Source organism: Pseudarthrobacter sp. TE9888, assembly GCF_056279345.1.
In genome coordinates this window covers 2,456,876-2,471,318 of the sequence record NZ_JBWBRD010000002.1, presented here as the reverse complement: position 1 = coordinate 2,471,318, position 14,443 = coordinate 2,456,876, and the positions used below count along the sequence as shown (strand labels likewise).

At 67.5% G+C, this 14,443-nt stretch carries 16 protein-coding genes; 10 read left to right on the top strand and 6 right to left on the bottom strand.

All coding sequences use genetic code 11. The annotated features are described in order from the left end of the window. Window positions 1-77: 77 nt before the first annotated feature. Window positions 78-947: a DUF1295 domain-containing protein gene (locus tag ACZ9J7_RS12140; RefSeq protein WP_476209680.1), complete on the bottom strand. Its 870-nt coding sequence runs from the start codon at window positions 945-947 to the stop codon at window positions 78-80. A 246-nt stretch (window positions 948-1,193) separates the two neighbouring features. Between ACZ9J7_RS12140 and ACZ9J7_RS12135 the strand changes: the two genes are divergently transcribed. Continuing rightward, on the top strand, window positions 1,194-1,625 hold the full coding sequence (locus tag ACZ9J7_RS12135) for a DUF2177 family protein (RefSeq protein WP_476209678.1): 432 nt from the start codon (window positions 1,194-1,196) through the stop codon (window positions 1,623-1,625). Window positions 1,626-1,753: 128 nt separating this feature from the next. Here the strand turns inward: ACZ9J7_RS12135 and ACZ9J7_RS12130 are convergent, their stop codons facing one another. Together ACZ9J7_RS12130 and ACZ9J7_RS12125 are read right to left on the bottom strand one after the other, a co-directional pair. Next, window positions 1,754-1,900, bottom strand: coding sequence for an MFS transporter small subunit (locus ACZ9J7_RS12130; RefSeq protein WP_476209677.1), 147 nt, complete (start codon window positions 1,898-1,900; stop codon window positions 1,754-1,756). 1 nt (window position 1,901) lies between these two features. Beyond that, entirely contained in the window at window positions 1,902-3,287 is a 1,386-nt protein-coding gene (locus ACZ9J7_RS12125; protein WP_476209675.1) for an OFA family MFS transporter, read from the bottom strand. A 370-nt stretch (window positions 3,288-3,657) separates the two neighbouring features. On the opposite strand from ACZ9J7_RS12125, the gene ACZ9J7_RS12120 reads away from it, so the two are divergent. The 5 genes from ACZ9J7_RS12120 (at window position 3,658) to ACZ9J7_RS12100 (ending at window position 7,779) form a co-directional block, all read left to right on the top strand. Continuing rightward, window positions 3,658-4,926 (top strand): alkaline phosphatase family protein, encoded by a 1,269-nt coding sequence (locus ACZ9J7_RS12120; RefSeq protein ID WP_476209673.1) that lies wholly within the window; start codon window positions 3,658-3,660, stop codon window positions 4,924-4,926. 2 nt (window positions 4,927-4,928) lie between these two features. Beyond that, window positions 4,929-6,056, top strand: a complete 1,128-nt coding sequence (locus tag ACZ9J7_RS12115) for an alkaline phosphatase family protein (RefSeq protein ID WP_476211847.1) — start codon at window positions 4,929-4,931, stop codon at window positions 6,054-6,056. Window positions 6,057-6,196: 140 nt separating this feature from the next. Further along, complete coding sequence (locus ACZ9J7_RS12110) at window positions 6,197-6,718, top strand: hypothetical protein (protein ID WP_476209671.1); 522 nt, start codon at window positions 6,197-6,199, stop codon at window positions 6,716-6,718. A 260-nt stretch (window positions 6,719-6,978) separates the two neighbouring features. Beyond that, window positions 6,979-7,419 (top strand): hypothetical protein, encoded by a 441-nt coding sequence (locus ACZ9J7_RS12105; protein WP_476209670.1) that lies wholly within the window; start codon window positions 6,979-6,981, stop codon window positions 7,417-7,419. Window positions 7,420-7,512: 93 nt separating this feature from the next. Beyond that, window positions 7,513-7,779 (top strand): hypothetical protein, encoded by a 267-nt coding sequence (locus ACZ9J7_RS12100; protein ID WP_476209669.1) that lies wholly within the window; start codon window positions 7,513-7,515, stop codon window positions 7,777-7,779. Window positions 7,780-7,845: 66 nt separating this feature from the next. Here the strand turns inward: ACZ9J7_RS12100 and ACZ9J7_RS12095 are convergent, their stop codons facing one another. Together ACZ9J7_RS12095 and ACZ9J7_RS12090 are read right to left on the bottom strand one after the other, a co-directional pair. Further along, window positions 7,846-8,742, bottom strand: coding sequence for a diacylglycerol/lipid kinase family protein (locus ACZ9J7_RS12095; protein WP_476209667.1), 897 nt, complete (start codon window positions 8,740-8,742; stop codon window positions 7,846-7,848). A 68-nt stretch (window positions 8,743-8,810) separates the two neighbouring features. After that, window positions 8,811-9,410, bottom strand: a complete 600-nt coding sequence (locus ACZ9J7_RS12090; protein WP_476209666.1) for a helix-turn-helix domain-containing protein — start codon at window positions 9,408-9,410, stop codon at window positions 8,811-8,813. A 150-nt stretch (window positions 9,411-9,560) separates the two neighbouring features. Here ACZ9J7_RS12090 and ACZ9J7_RS12085 point away from each other — a divergent pair, with 150 nt between their 5' ends. From ACZ9J7_RS12085 to ACZ9J7_RS12075, 3 genes are all read left to right on the top strand, one after another. Then, the gene (locus tag ACZ9J7_RS12085) at window positions 9,561-10,493 is read left to right on the top strand and encodes a PfkB family carbohydrate kinase (protein ID WP_476209664.1); all 933 of its coding nucleotides are present in this window, start codon (window positions 9,561-9,563) and stop codon (window positions 10,491-10,493) included. Window positions 10,494-10,538: 45 nt separating this feature from the next. Beyond that, window positions 10,539-11,078 carry an SRPBCC family protein gene (locus ACZ9J7_RS12080; RefSeq protein WP_476209662.1) on the top strand — a complete coding sequence of 180 codons (540 nt, stop codon included), beginning with the start codon at window positions 10,539-10,541 and terminating at the stop codon, window positions 11,076-11,078. A 236-nt stretch (window positions 11,079-11,314) separates the two neighbouring features. After that, window positions 11,315-12,991: an FAD-binding dehydrogenase gene (locus ACZ9J7_RS12075; RefSeq protein WP_476209660.1), complete on the top strand. Its 1,677-nt coding sequence runs from the start codon at window positions 11,315-11,317 to the stop codon at window positions 12,989-12,991. On the opposite strand, the gene ACZ9J7_RS12070 is transcribed toward ACZ9J7_RS12075, so the two are convergent. Then, a complete protein-coding gene (locus ACZ9J7_RS12070; protein ID WP_476209659.1) occupies window positions 12,948-13,484 on the bottom strand; it encodes an N-acetyltransferase family protein in 537 nt (178 codons plus the stop codon). The genes ACZ9J7_RS12075 and ACZ9J7_RS12070 overlap by 44 nt on opposite strands. Window positions 13,485-13,544: 60 nt before the next feature. Here ACZ9J7_RS12070 and ACZ9J7_RS12065 point away from each other — a divergent pair, with 60 nt between their 5' ends. Next, window positions 13,545-14,435 (top strand): potassium channel family protein, encoded by an 891-nt coding sequence (locus ACZ9J7_RS12065; protein WP_476209657.1) that lies wholly within the window; start codon window positions 13,545-13,547, stop codon window positions 14,433-14,435. Window positions 14,436-14,443: the final 8 nt, after the last annotated feature.

The window sequence follows — 14,443 nt, the reverse complement described above, 5'->3', positions numbered from 1 at the left end:
CCCTCAACTCCCCAGCGGCCGGCGCGACGGCCGCACCCACCCGGGTGCCGCCGTCGGCCGTCCTTCCGGGACAAGCCTTACTTGAGCTTTGGCACCAGCACCGGGGTGGTCTTCTTGTACTCCTCGTAGTCGGCCTGGCCGCCCCACTTCTTGTCCGCCTTCTTCTCCAGGGGCGGTACGCCGCTGCCCTTGGTCAGCAGCAGCGCCACGAACACCGGGGAGACCAGGGCCGCCCACTGCCAGCCCTGCAGGACGGGCAGCGCGATGATGGCCACGCCCACCCACAGCGTGATCTCGCCGAAGTAGTTGGGGTGGCGGGACCGGGACCACAGGCCGGTGCTGATGAAGCGGCCCTTGTTGGCGGGATCATCCTTGAACCGGTTTTTCTGGACATCGGCAGCCGTCTCGATACTGATGCCCGCGAGCCACACCAGCAGGCCCACCCAGAAGAACCAGTCCAGGCCCACCTTCTTGTCCGATGTGATGGCCACCCATGCGAGCGCAGCGGTGAGCACCACCCAGAGGCCCTGGATGGTCCAGGTGTTCAGGAAGCGGAAGAAGTCCGGCTTGAGCTCATCGAAGCGGTCGTCCTTGCCGTGCTTGCTGATCCGAAGGAAGAGGAAGCTGCCCAGGCGTGCAGCCCAGAGCACCACCATGGCCGCCAGCAGCATGCCGCGGGCATCCACGCCCGGGGACGCCAGGACCAGGAACACCGTGATGGAGATATACGTCAGGGCGCCGGTAAGGTCATAGAACTTCTCTGTCTGCGCCTTGTAGGACGGGATGAACACCAGCCACTGGATCACGAAGGCGATGGCCACCCCCAGCGCGAACACCGGGAAGCCGCCAATCCTGGACCCGCCCTGGCTTCCGGCAAGGGCGATCAGCACGGCCACCACCACGGCAATGACGGTGCTGATGAGCGCCTTGCGACTCTTTTGGTTCACAGACAGCTTCCTTTCCCCTGGCCCGCCGCGCGCTGCTGCACAGCCGGTCCCGTCCGCACCCTGCGGACACCGTTGCATCCAACAACAACTCAGCCGTGGTGGCCTTGTCCACTGTTTGTTCGGAGCGGGCGCGGGATTGTATGGGTGGAGGTGTACTGCTTTCGGGTTCAGGCAGTCCACCCCCGGCCGCGGCTGCGAACCACTCCCGAACCGCACCCGAACGGCAGCCGATGCAAGGAGTCCCCCATGAGCCCCCGAACCAAGAACTGGTTGACTGCGTACGTTGTCAGCGCCCTGATTTTCGCCGTCCTGGACGTGGCGTGGATCCTGCTGGTGGCCAACCCGCTGTACCAGAGCCAGATCGGCCACCTGCTGGCACCCAAGGCCAACCTGCCCGGCGCGGTGCTGTTCTACGCCGTGTTCGTGGCTGGCATGGTGCACTACGGCGTCCGGCCCAACAACTCCGGGGCCTCGCTGCGGCAGCGGGTCTCCGGGGCGGCCCTCTTCGGCTTCTTCACCTATGCCACCTGGGCGCTGACCGGGTTCGCGGTACTGAAGGACTTCACCGCGCTGGTGGCCGTGACGGACATCCTCTGGGGAGCCGCTGCCTGCAGCCTGGTGACGTGGGTGACCGCAACCGTCCTGCGCCGACGGCTCATGAAACCGGCCGTGGCCTGAATCTGCGTGGCGCCCGGCGCACAGAGTGGCCCGGTTTTCGGGGCGGACCGGCGAGAACCCCACGGTTTCGCGGGCGTTGGTGCCTGAAAACTGGGCCAGTGTGGCGCTCAAGCCAAAGGTTCAGGAAATCAACCGAACAGCGCCGCCACCTGGGTGAGGGTCTGGAAAACGCCGTAAGCCAGCGGGATTCCCACCAGGACCCAGGCCAGGACCAGCCTGCCGGTGGACTTGTTGACCGGCTCCTGCGCGCCGTGGGTGTTTGCAGTGCTGCTCATTTCAGGCCTCCTTCGTGGACATGTGCTGCTCGGGACGGGATTCGTGGAACCGTGGGTCCACGGGTTTGACCAGCAGGTTGGCCACGAAACCAATCACCAGCAGCCCCACCATGGTCAGCAGCGCGGGCTGATAGGACGCGGCGTTCAGCTGGCCCGGCTTGCCCTGCGCGTCCAGGATGCTGTTGACGATCAACGGCCCGGCCACACCGGCAGCGGACCAGGCGGTGAGGAGCCGGCCATGGATGGCGCCCACCTGGTAGGTCCCGAACAGGTCCCGCAGGTACGCCGGGACGGTGGCAAAGCCGCCCCCATAGAACGAGATGATGATGAAGGCGAGCACCACGTAGAGGGCCGTGGCGCTCGACCCGGCCAGCGCCAGCACCGTGTACAGCACGGCACCCACGCCCAGGTACACCATGTAGATCCGCTTCCGGCCGGTGACGTCGGAGGTGGCGGACCAGGCGAAGCGGCCGGACATGTTGCCGATGGAGAGCAGCCCCACGAAGCCGGCGGCGACGCCGGCACTGACCAGGGACTTTCCGTCGGCCTGCCGGAAGAAGTCCTGGATCATGGGCGCTGCCTGCTCCAGGATGCCGATGCCCGCCGTGACGTTGCAGAACAGCGCCACCCACACGAGCCAGAACTGCCGGGTCTTGATGGCGTTCTTCGCCGAGACGTTCTCGCTGGTCACCAGTTTGGCCGCCTTGACCTTGGAGGGGTCGAACCCGGCGGGCCGCCACCCGTCGGCGGGCACCCTGACAGTAAAGGCACCGAACAGCATGTAGGCGAGATAGACGACGGCGAGGGTCAGGAAGAGCTTGCCCACGGCATCGCCGCTGGCAACCCAGCCCTGCGCGCCGGAGTTGGGGTCGTACGCCTTGAGCAGGGCCTGGGACACGGGGCTGGCGATCAGCGCGCCGCCGCCGAAGCCCATGATCGCCATGCCGGTGGCCAGGCCCGGCCGGTCCGGGAACCACTTGATCAGCGTGGACACGGGCGAGATGTAGCCGATGCCCAGCCCGATGCCGCCCACCACGCCGTAGCCCAGGTAGACCAGCCAGAGCTGGCGGGTGAAGATGCCCACCGAGCCAATGAGGAAGCCGCCGGCCCAGAACATGGCGGACGTGAACATCGCCTTGCGCGGGCCGTTGGTGTCCACCCAGGTCCCCATGACCGCGGCGGAAAGGCCCAGCATCACGATGGCGATGGAAAAGATGACGCCTACCTCGGTCAGGCTGGCGCCGAAATGCTTGACCAGTGCGGTCTTGTACACGCTGGTGGCATAGGCCTGCCCGATGCACAGGTGGACGGCGAGCGCCGCCGGCGGGACCAGCCAGCGGTTGAAGCCCGGCGGGGCGATGGAGTGGTCACGGTCCAGGAAGCCCATGGTTGTTTCCCTTTGCTTGTCGAAGACGTCGATGTCTGATCGATCCAGAGGCGAAAGACCTGAGTGAGCCCGGCCCCTTGCCTTGGGCAATCATCATGCAGATCATCAGCAAACGTACTGTTGGCGCGCCGAACGGCGTGGATTTCACGACGAGTGGCGCTCCGGCTTCGGCCAGCGACCCGCCGGACGGCTTCGGGAACGTTCCGTGAACTCTCCGTGAACGGACCCCGGTTTCCTCCCGGTCCGTATCCTCTGCGTGATCTACTGGTGAACGCAAAAACCTTACCGACCAGTAACTTACGGTCCGGCGACCGGCCCAGGGTGGGGGCGTGCCCGCATCGCCGTCCATCTGACCTGCAAGGAATCAGACGTGAATCTTTCAAGACGCCACTTCCTGGGGGCCGCGGGAACGGCTGCCGCCACCACCCTGGCCGCCGGCAGCACCTTCCGGCCGGCCTCAGCCGCAGCCCCCGCGCTTCCCGCGCCCGGCGACTCCGGCATTGAACACATCATCGTGGTGATGATGGAGAACCGTTCCTTCGACCACTTCCTGGGCTGGATGCCGGGGGCGGACGGGAAGCAGTCCGGGCTCAGCTACACCGACCGATACGGCATCCCGCACTCCACCTACCACCTGGCCGACTTCCAAGGCTGCGGCCACCCGGACCCGGACCACTCCTACGAGGGCGGCCGGATCCAGTACAACAACGGCAAGAACGACGGCTGGCTGCGGGCCGGCGAAAACGACGAGTTCGCGGTGGGCTACTACGGCGAAGCCGATCTGGACTTCTGGCGCCAGGCCGGGCCTGACTGGACCGTATGCGACCGCTACTTCGCCGCCACCATGGCCGAAACCTACCCGAACCGCTTCTACCAGCACGCTGCGGCCACGGACCGGATCCATAACTCCTCTGCCACCTCTGCCCTGCCCACCATCTGGGACCGGCTGGCCGCGGCAGGCGTTCCGGGCAAGTACTACTACGGGGACATCCCGTTCACGGCACTGTGGGGCACCAAGTACCAGGGCATCTCCCGCCCGTACGCGGAGTTCCTTTCGGACTGCTCCGCCGGGGCCCTGCCTGCCGTTTCCTTCGTGGATCCGCGGTTCACCGATGAGGGCTCCGGAACGTCCGGGGACGATCATCCCCACGCCGACATCCGTTCCGGCGAAACGTTCCTCGCCGAGGTCTACAACGCCGTCACGTCCGGCCCGGGCTGGGCCAACACCATGCTGGTGGTCAACTACGACGAGTGGGGCGGTTTCTATGACCACGTGGCACCCGCCACGGCGCCGGACAGCAGCCCCGAAACAGCACTCCGCGGGTTCCGGGTGCCGTCCCTGGTGGTCTCGCCCCGGGCACGCCGCCGCTACGTGGCCCACGACGTCTACGACCACACCTCGGTTCTGAAGGCCATCGAGTGGCGCTGGAACCTTGCTCCCCTGACCCCCCGCGACCAGGCGGCCCGCAACATCGCCGAGGTCCTGGACTTCGGAACGCCAGCCAACCTTGCAGCACCCACCTATCTGGTCCCGCCCTTCGTGGCCGGTCCCGCCTGTACACCGGTGGGACCGCCGCCGGCCGAGGAATGGTCCGGATTGAAAGAAAAAGCCCTCGCCGACGGATGGAAGCTCCCGTGAGAATGAAACTCCGCACCGCCCTGGCCGCCATGGCGGTGCTTGCCGCCGCCATCGGCGGGACCGCGGCCACCCTCAACCCGGCCGCCGCCACCAGCGCAGCCCCCGCCTCGTCCCCAAGCCAGGGCTACCTTCCCGGCGCCAACCACGTCTTCGTGATCAACCTCGAAAACAAGGGCTACGACGAAACCTGGGGCCCGGCGTCGGCCGCTCCCTACCTCTCCAAGACCCTGCGCAGCCAGGGCGTCCTGCTGAACCAGTACTACGGCACCGCCCACAATTCCCAGCCCAACTATGTTGCCCAGATCTCCGGGCAGGGACCCAACGCGCAGATGCAGGCTGACTGCCAGACCTATTCCCCGTTCGTGGGCACCGGCATGGCGAGCCCCGGCCAGGCTGTGGGCGACGGGTGCGTCTTCCCCGACACCGTCCCCACGGTCGCCGGCCAGCTGAAAGAAGCCGGCAAAACCTGGAAGGGCTACATGGAGGACATGGGCACTCCGTGCCGGCACCCTGCCCCGGGCGCTGTTGACGACACGCAGAAGGCACGGGTTGGTGACCAATACGCGGCGCGGCACAACCCGTTCGTGTACTTCGCCGGGATCACCGGATCGCCCGACTGTGCAGCGAATGACGTGGACCTGTCCGCCCTGAAGACTGATCTCGGTTCGGCGGCCACCACCCCCAACCTGTCGATGATCACCCCCAACCTGTGCCACGACGGCCACGACTCCCCCTGCGTTGACGGCCAGCCGGGCGGCCTGGCGAGCGCCGACGAATGGCTCAAGCAGTGGGTGCCGGCCATTACGTCCTCGCCCGCGTTCAAGCAGGACGGCGTCCTGGTCATTACCTTCGACGAGTCCGGCGGGCCGCAGTCCGATGCCAGCGCCTGCTGCGGCGAAGGTCCCGGACCCAACGCTGCGCTGCCCGGCATCACCGGGATGGGCGGCGGCAGGGTGGGAGCCCTGGTGCTGTCCCCGTTCACCAAGGGCGGCACCTGGTCCACCACCCCCTACAACCACTACAGCCTGCTGGCCAGCATCGAGGACACGTTTGGCCTGCCGTACCTGGGTTACGCCGGGACGCCCGGGCTTAACCGGTTTGGACTGGACGTGTACAACGCCGGCGTCTGAGCCCGTCGATCGCGCTCAACCGACGTGGATGGACCCGGCACCGGACCGCATTGCACCGGCCGCCGGGCCCATTGCCCTTCTGCGGCTGATGCGCCAGGGCAACGTTAGGAAAGAGTGGCGGCCGGGCGCATAGTTAGGAGATGACAAGCCCTTACACCCGCGGCGACTCCTTCAGCAGCGAAGCTTCCCGGAAACACATCAGGCAGGCGCTCACGGACTACGGGGCAACGGACATCCTGTTCACACAGCGGGGGGAGCGGAGCGCCGTGGCCTTCAGGGGCGGCGGAAGGCAATTCAGGATTGTCATGCCGTTGCTGCAGTCGGATGGCGCCCTGGCCATACGCGGGGACATCGCGGACAGCCGGATCCAGGAAGCCAACGCGAAAGTCCTCGAACGGGCCAACCGCAAATCCTGGCGAGCCCTTGCCATGGCCATCGACGGCAAGCTCGGTGCGGCGGCCGCGGGAATTGCAACCCTTGAATCGGAGTTCCTGGCCCATGTGGTCCTCCCCGGAAACCAAACAGTGCTCGACGAAATCGAATCCGTCATTGATTCCGCCTACCGTTCCGGCCAGCGCACTCCCTTCGGCGATCCGGTTCCCGATCCGGGCCCTGCGGACCCGCTTGTGGGCGTAGACTCAAAGTATCTCGGGACATCGTGACAGGACATCCGTTGCCCCGGAAATGAGCCCGATTCTCCGGCAGCCTTCACCGGCCGCCGGCGCACGCCGTACCGAGCATGTTCGACGCCGGCGCGGCAAGGAATCGGTACAACGAGGGCGGCCGCAAGTGATTCACGGGCCAGACCGGCATAACCCGCTCCCCTCCCCTGCAGACGATCCGGCCCCGGGTCCCCTGCGCAGCCACTCCGGCCCGCGTCCCGGGACCCGGCAGTGCACCCTCAGAAGGCTGGTAGACCCCCATGACCACCATTCAAGACTCTGCCGTTCGCGCCGACTCGGCGCTATCGGTCAGCGGCGTCCTCGCATCCGCGTTGCCCCACGACCTGGGCACCGCCCAGGGCCCCACGCGGTACACCGTGCCGGCTGTCTTTTCCCGCCGGCCCCAGCCCCGTGAGGTCGACCTGCTGCACGGATCCGGTACCCGGCAGCGCCTGGCCGATGCCGGGTACAGCGACGTGGGGCTCCGCGTCTCCGACCGCCGCCTCCTGATCACCAACACCAATTTGGTGGACCTCAAGGCGGGGTTGGCCCGTCTCGTGGGCATGATCCTTCGTGATATCTCGAACCAGGCGGCCCTGGAACGAACTGACCGCAGCGACGAGCTGGATGCGTTGGGCCTGGTCGAGGAAGAGCGCCTCGAATCCCTTCGCAGGGCCGCCGCCGAGGTCCACTTCGACTAAGCCATTCCGCCCTGTGCCGGCTGCGTCCACCGTGGCCGGCACCATGGCATCCCGGGCGTGGCAGCGTCCTGCATTCACCACGAAAGGCACCCCATGACAGACATCCGAATTCGAGACCAGTGGAACCGGCTTCCCGGCCCGGTGACGCAGTGGTTGCTGGCCAACCCCGGCTGCATGATCCTTCCGCGGACAATTTCCGCGGAAATCAGCGCAGCCACAGGCCAAGGCACCAACGACGATGCCCACGGCGAGACCACGCTTTGCCAGCAGGACGTGGATTTTATTCGCATGAAATCCCATGAAGCCGAGCTCGGCCGGCCGGACCCGGAATACAGATTCTTCGACTCCGTGCAGCCCTAGCCACGCTCCAGAACGGTCGGGCTCGTCATCGCCGCATTCCGGCGGCTGTCCGGGCGGCCAGAGGTTTCAGACAGTGGCCAGGGCGCCCGGTGCACTTTCAACCAGGACATGGGTTCCCGCCTCAACGTAGACCACCTCACCGTCGATCTGGCAGGGAACAGCCTCCCGGGTTGAGAAGGCGTAACTGCTGACGCTCGGCTGATGTCCAAGCCCAAGGGTGACTGCGCGGAGCGTCATCAACGCCATTTTCACCAGCCCGGCGTGTGGCAGCGTCACCACCTCGAACCGGCCGTCGTCCGGATAGTGCGACTCACTGACGGTCCCATACTTTGCCATGCGCGAAATGTTGGCCAGGATCAGGCTGTCGAACCGCGCTGTGGCCCCGTCGTCCCGCACAAGCTCAAAGGGCCTCAGGCCCGAGAGGGTGCGGGCAACGGAGATGAGCTCCAGGATCTTCCCTTTGCCGCCCTGTTCGATTCCGATGGCCATCAAGGGAGTCAGCCCGAACCCGACGTATGAGTGTGCGTACCGGACTTGCTCCCCCACCGGGGTGCTGAACGTGACCCGCAACAGGTCGATCCGCCGGACCCGGCCCGCTGACACGGCTTCTCGGAGGGTCCGCACCGGCATGCTCCGGTAGTGGTCGTTGGCGTTTCCCGCAGGAAGGACGGTGCAGACTGCCGCGCTGGCGGGCACGTCCATCACGCCGTTTACCACCTCGTTGTACCCGCCGTCCCCGCTGACCGAAACGATGAGCGGCGTACCGCCGCCCGCTTCGATTCTCGCAAGCTCACGGGCGTGCCCGGCGAAGTCCGTCGGCAGCAGGTCGACGTTCAGGCCCGGCAGGTCGATAGCAAAATCCCGCTGCAATTCTTCGAGCCGCTGGCCCATTCCGGGCCGGCCGGGGTTGAAAATCAGGACGGCACGGTCAAAAGGTGCGGTGGGTGCTCCGTCATCAGCCATGGCGTACGTGTTCTCCAGGTTCCTGGTGCGGGTGGCTCCAGCTTAACCCCAGGCGACCTCCCGCCCAATCACCCCTGCAGCCGCTGCCGGTAGTTCCGGGGCGTCACACCGGCGTCGTTGAGGAAGTGCCGGTTGAAGTTGGACAGGTTGGAGAAGCCCACCTCATAGCAGATCTCGGACACGGGCTTGTCGCTGCGTTCGAGCAGGCGCCGTGCGTGGGCCAGCCGCAGCTTGCGGACCAGGTCACTGAAATTCTGCCCTGTGGCCTGCTTGAAGTACTTCGAAAAAGTGGGCTCCGGCATCCCTACCAGTGCAGCGGCCTCGGACATCCGGATGCTGCCGGCGTGGTTGCTGAACACGTACTCCAGGACAAGGTCGACGACGGCGGCAACCTGGCCGTCCAGTTGCGGCCTGAACCAGGCTTCGGCGAGGTAGCGGCGGTCGCCTTCCGGCGCCCCGGCACGGAGCGCGAACATATCAAACAGGTGCTCCAGCCGTTGCAGGCCGGTGGTTTGACCCATGTCTTCGATGGCCGCTGCTGCCGAGACGGCGGTGTGGCCCAGGAATTCGATGCCCCTCGCCGACTGCTCCAGCAGGGGCTTCACCTCGGCCAGTTCCGGGACCAGGGCCGAGGCCTGCTCCACCCGCTTGCCGTCGAACTGGATCACCGTGGTTTATCCGGGCCGCTGACTACGGCACCACATCCCCACCAGCACCCTGCAAGGAAGCAGCCAGGCCAACATCCATCACCGCAACGGATTTCGCGGCCGGCGGTCCCCTGGTCACCGTGATCGGCGAGTCACTGGTAGACATCATCGATGACCCGCGGCCGGGGCGCCGGCCGCCATGCCCATCCCGGCGGCAGCCCTCTGGACGTTGCAGTGGCAACTGCACGGCTGGGCCTTCCGACAAGCCTGGTGACGCATTACGACGACGACGCCTACGGGCTGCTGGTTGAGCAGCACTTCCAGTCCAACGGCGTTGCCCCGGTCCGGGGCGGCGCGGCACCCACCTCCACGGCGACGGCAACACTCGGCCCGGACGGCGCCGCAACGTATGCCTTCGATATCACCTGGGACATTAACGGCGCGTCACTTCCTGCCCTTGCCGCCGTCGAGGCCTCCACGCATGTGCACACCGGGTCCATCGCCACGGTCCTTCCGCCCGGCAACCACGCCACCCGGGCCCTAGTGGATGCGGCCCGGCACCGTGCGACCGTCAGCTACGACCCCAATTGCAGGCCCGGCATCAGTCCTGACGTTGCCGCCGCCCGCGCCCAGGTCGAGGATTTCGTCGCCGCGAGCGACGTCGTTAAGGCAAGTGATGAGGACCTGCTGTGGCTCTATCCCGACCTGGCGCCGGAGGACTCCCTTGCGGCCTGGCTGAAGCTCGGCCCGGCAGTGGTGGCCCTGACCCGGGGCGCGGACGGGCCGGTGGTCATGAACCGGCAGGGCCGCGTGGAACTGCCGGGCGAAACCATCGACGTGGCGGATACCGTCGGGGCGGGTGACTCGTTCATGGCCGCCCTCATCGCCGGCCTGTCCCAGCTGGACCTCCTCGGGGCGGCCGCCAGGCCACGCCTGGCGGCGCTCACCGCCGCCAGGCCACGCCTGGCGGCGCTCACCGCCGCCAAGCTGCGTGTGTTGGCCGCCTACGCCAACAGGGCGGCGGCCATGACCTGCTCCCGCCCGGGCGCCAATCCACCCACGTCCGCAGAACTGGGCGCCCTGGCACCTCCCCTTCCAGTCTGACCTGCCCTGCTTTCGGCGCGCCGCGGCGGGTGGCAGAGTGGGACGATGAGTGAGCAACCAGCCGGCCTGGTCCTGAACCTCGAGTGCACGGTGCCGTCCGCGCCGGAGGCAACGTTCCGGCTGCTGACGGAGCCGGCCGGGCTTGCGAAATGGTGGGGCCCGCACGGCTTCAGCATCCCGGAAGTGGACGTCAACCTGGTGGTGGGCGGCCGCTACCGGTTCCGCATGGCCCCGCCGGAGGGCGAGCCGTTCCACCTCTCGGGCGAGTTCCTGGAGATCGATCCGCCCTGGCGCCTGGTCTACACCTTCGCCTGGGAGGAACCGGCGCCGGACGACCGGGAGACCGTGGTGGACCTCTCCTTGGCGAGTACCGGAACCGGGACCCGGGTGGTGCTCTCGCAGGGACCGTTCCTGACCGAGGAGCGGCTTGCCCTGCACCGGAACGGGTGGAGCGACTCGTTCGACAAGCTGGGTATGGCCGCCCGGGGCGCTGGCGTGGAGCCGCGTCATGCAGAGCAGACTTTGAACCCGCCCACGGTGACGAACCCCCGGAAACCCAAGGCTCGCCGTCGTCCGCTGCCGTGAAAGCATGCCCAGCGTGACGTCAGGAGGACAGACTGGCCCAGTTTTCACAGCGAAAGCTCGAAAATCCGCGGTCCCCACCGCCGTTTCTCCCTGAAACCTGGGCCAGTGTGACACGCGGCCGGACGCCCCATGCCGTGGCGGCTACGCGGCGGACACGGAAAACCGGATCACAAGCACAGGCGTGCGATAGCTTGGCCAGTATTCACAGCAGATTTCGAACCCGGGGCAGGTACGGCATGGACGCGGACGTCATCATCATCGGCGGTGGCCTGGCCGGGCTGGTGGCCAGCAACGAACTGGTCCGCGCCGGAAAACGCGTAGCCATCGTGGACCAGGAGAACGCCGCCAACCTGGGCGGCCAAGCGTTCTGGTCGCTGGGCGGCCTGTTCCTGGTGGATACCCCGATGCAGCGGCGGCTGGGCGTCAAGGACTCCTTTGAACTGGCGTGGCAGGACTGGCAGGGCTCGGCGCAGTGGGACCGGCTCTCCGGCCCCCACCCGGATGACGAGTGGGCACAGCAGTGGGGGCGCGCCTACGTGGAGTTCGCCGCCGGCAAGAAGCGCTCCTGGCTGCATGCGCAGGGCATCCGGTTCACCCCGCTGGTGGGCTGGGCCGAGCGCGGCGACGGCAGGGCCGGCGGCCACGGCAACTCGGTCCCCCGCTTCCACGTCCCGTGGGGCACCGGCACCGGGGTGTCCGAACCGTTCGCGGACAAGGCCCGCGACGCTGCTGCTGCGGGCAGCGTCAGGTTCTACTTCAGGCACCGGGTGGACGGTCTAACGTACGACGGCGGCACGGTCACCGGGGTGCGGGGCGCGGTGCTGGCACCCGATGCTTCCCCGCGCGGCGTATCGTCAACCCGGGACACCGTTGGGGAGTTCGTACTGCGGGCACAGGCCGTGGTGGTCGCGTCCGGCGGGATCGGCGGCAACCATGAACAGGTGCGGCGCTGGTGGCCGGACCGGCTGGGGACGCCGCCGTCGAAGCTGGTTACCGGGGTGCCGCAGCATGTGGACGGCCGGATGCTGGACATCGCGGAGCAGTCCGGCGTGCGGCTGGTGAACCGGGACCGCATGTGGCACTACACCGAGGGCATCCAGAACTGGAACCCCATCTGGCCTGGCCACGCCATCCGCATCCTTCCCGGGCCGTCCTCCCTGTGGTTCGATGCGCTGGGAAGACGGCTCCCCTCCCCCGGCCTGCCCGGCTACGACACCCTGGGTACCCTCCGCCACCTGCGGACCACGCCGGACATTCAGCAGTTCAGTCACTCCTGGTTCATCCTCAACCAGCGGATCATCGAGAAGGAGTTCGCCCTCTCCGGATCGGAGCAGAACCCGGACATCACCAACCGGGACCTCAAGCTGCTCCTGAAGACCCGGCTGGGCCGCGGCGCGTCCGGCCCCATCGAGGCGTTCAAGGAGCACGGCTCGGACTTCGTGGTGGCGGACAGCCTGGCGGACCTGGTCCGCGGGATGAACGCCTTGACGGACCAGCCACTGCTGGACCACGGCCAACTGCTGCGGCAGATCGAGGAGCGGGACGCGGAAATACGGAACCCCTATTCCAAGGACGCCCAGGTGACGGGCATCCGCAACAGCCGCCGTTTCCTGGGCGACCGGCTGTTCCGCACGGTGAAGCCGCACCGGATCCTGGACCCCGCCGCCGGCCCGCTGATCGCGGTGCGGCTGCATGTGGTGACGCGCAAAACGCTGGGCGGCATCCAGACCAACCTCTCGGGCCAGGCCCTGGGGCACAGCGGCTCCCCCATCCCCGGCCTCTACGCCGCGGGCGAGGCGGCCGGGTTCGGCGGCGGCGGCGCGCACGGGTACAACGCGCTCGAAGGCACCTTCCTGGGTGGCTGCATCTTTACCGGCCTGACCGTGGGACGGTCCCTGGCGCGGGCGCTGTAAGCCGCGCCCGCACCAGCCGGAATTCGGGCAGCGTCTCCCACTCGGGCGGCAGGGTGTTGCGCTTTCCGTCCGGCAGGAAGCCCTGCTTCCGGTAGAAGGCCAGGGCGCGGGGATTGTTTTCCAGCACCCACAGGTAGGCCGGGCCGGAGCCGACGGCGGCGTTCACCAGGGGTGCCCCCAGCCCTGTCCCGTAGGTGCGCCGGAACGTGTAAATGGAGTAGAGCTCCAGCGCTTCGGGGGCGTCGTCCTCCCGGCCGGGGCCGGCGTCCGCGTAGCCAACCAGCTGGTTCTCGGCGTCGAAGGCGAGGATCCGCGGGTCGCTGGTGTCCAGGAACGCCCGCCGCCGCGCCACCCGTTCCGAGATGCCGGCCCTGCGCCGCTCGAAGAAGTCGGCCGAGAGCAGGTGCGGGTAGCACTCCTCGTGCGCGAGCGTCTGCATGAGCACCACTGCCTCGGCGTCCTCCGGCGTGGCCTGGCGAAGTCGAAAGTCCATGGCGCCAGCCTAGCCAGCAGGCCGGCATTCACATGCCATCCCCCGCACTTAAGATGAGGCATGGACTTCGAAGGCGTGCTTTTCACAGCGGTGGGCGCAGCGCTGATCCTGCTGATGATCGCCGACGTCTTCCTGACGCTGCTGTACCCGCATGGCTCGGGTCCAGTGGGCCGGACCATCATGCGGGCGTTCTGGCGGATATCGAGGAAAGTCCAGGGCGGGGCGTCCTCCGTCGCCGCGCCGCTGGCCATGGCTGCCGTCATCGCCGCGTGGGCTGCCCTGGCTGCCGTGGGTTGGGCCCTGCTGTACCTTCCGCACCTGCCGGGCGGCTTCTCCTACTCCAATGGCATCCCCCGCCAGGCCGACTTCGCGGAGGCGCTGTACATCTCCCTGGTGGCACTCTCCACCGCAGGGTTTGGCGAGATCGTCGCCGTCCATCCGGTGCTTCGGCTGGTGATGGCTTTCCAGGCGGTCGCCGGTTTTGGCCTGCTCACGGCCACGGTTTCCTGGATCTTGCAGACCTACCCGGCACTGAGCCGGCGCCGCGCCCTGGCCCACCAGCTGAACCTGTTCCGGGAAGCAGCCGGACCCGCCGGCATCGCCTCCCTCGAAGCCCGCCACGCGGCGGCGCTGCTGGAATCGATGGCCGAAAACGTGGCCTCCGTGAGCATCGACCTGTTGTCCTTCAACGAGACCTACTACTTCCATGAGGTGGAGCAGCGCGGATCGCTGCCGGCCACCCTCGCCTACGCCCACCAACTGGCGTCAGACGCCAAGGGCAGCGACAACGCCGAACTTCGGTTTGCCGGACGGATGCTCTACGCGGCACTGGAGGACCTGGCCGGCGTGCTGCGCGGGAAGTTTGGCCATGTGGGAAACACGTCCTCCGACGTGTTCGACCACTACGAGCTCCACCACCGGCACCGGCGCCCGCCGGAACCGCGGGGGTGAGCGCCAGA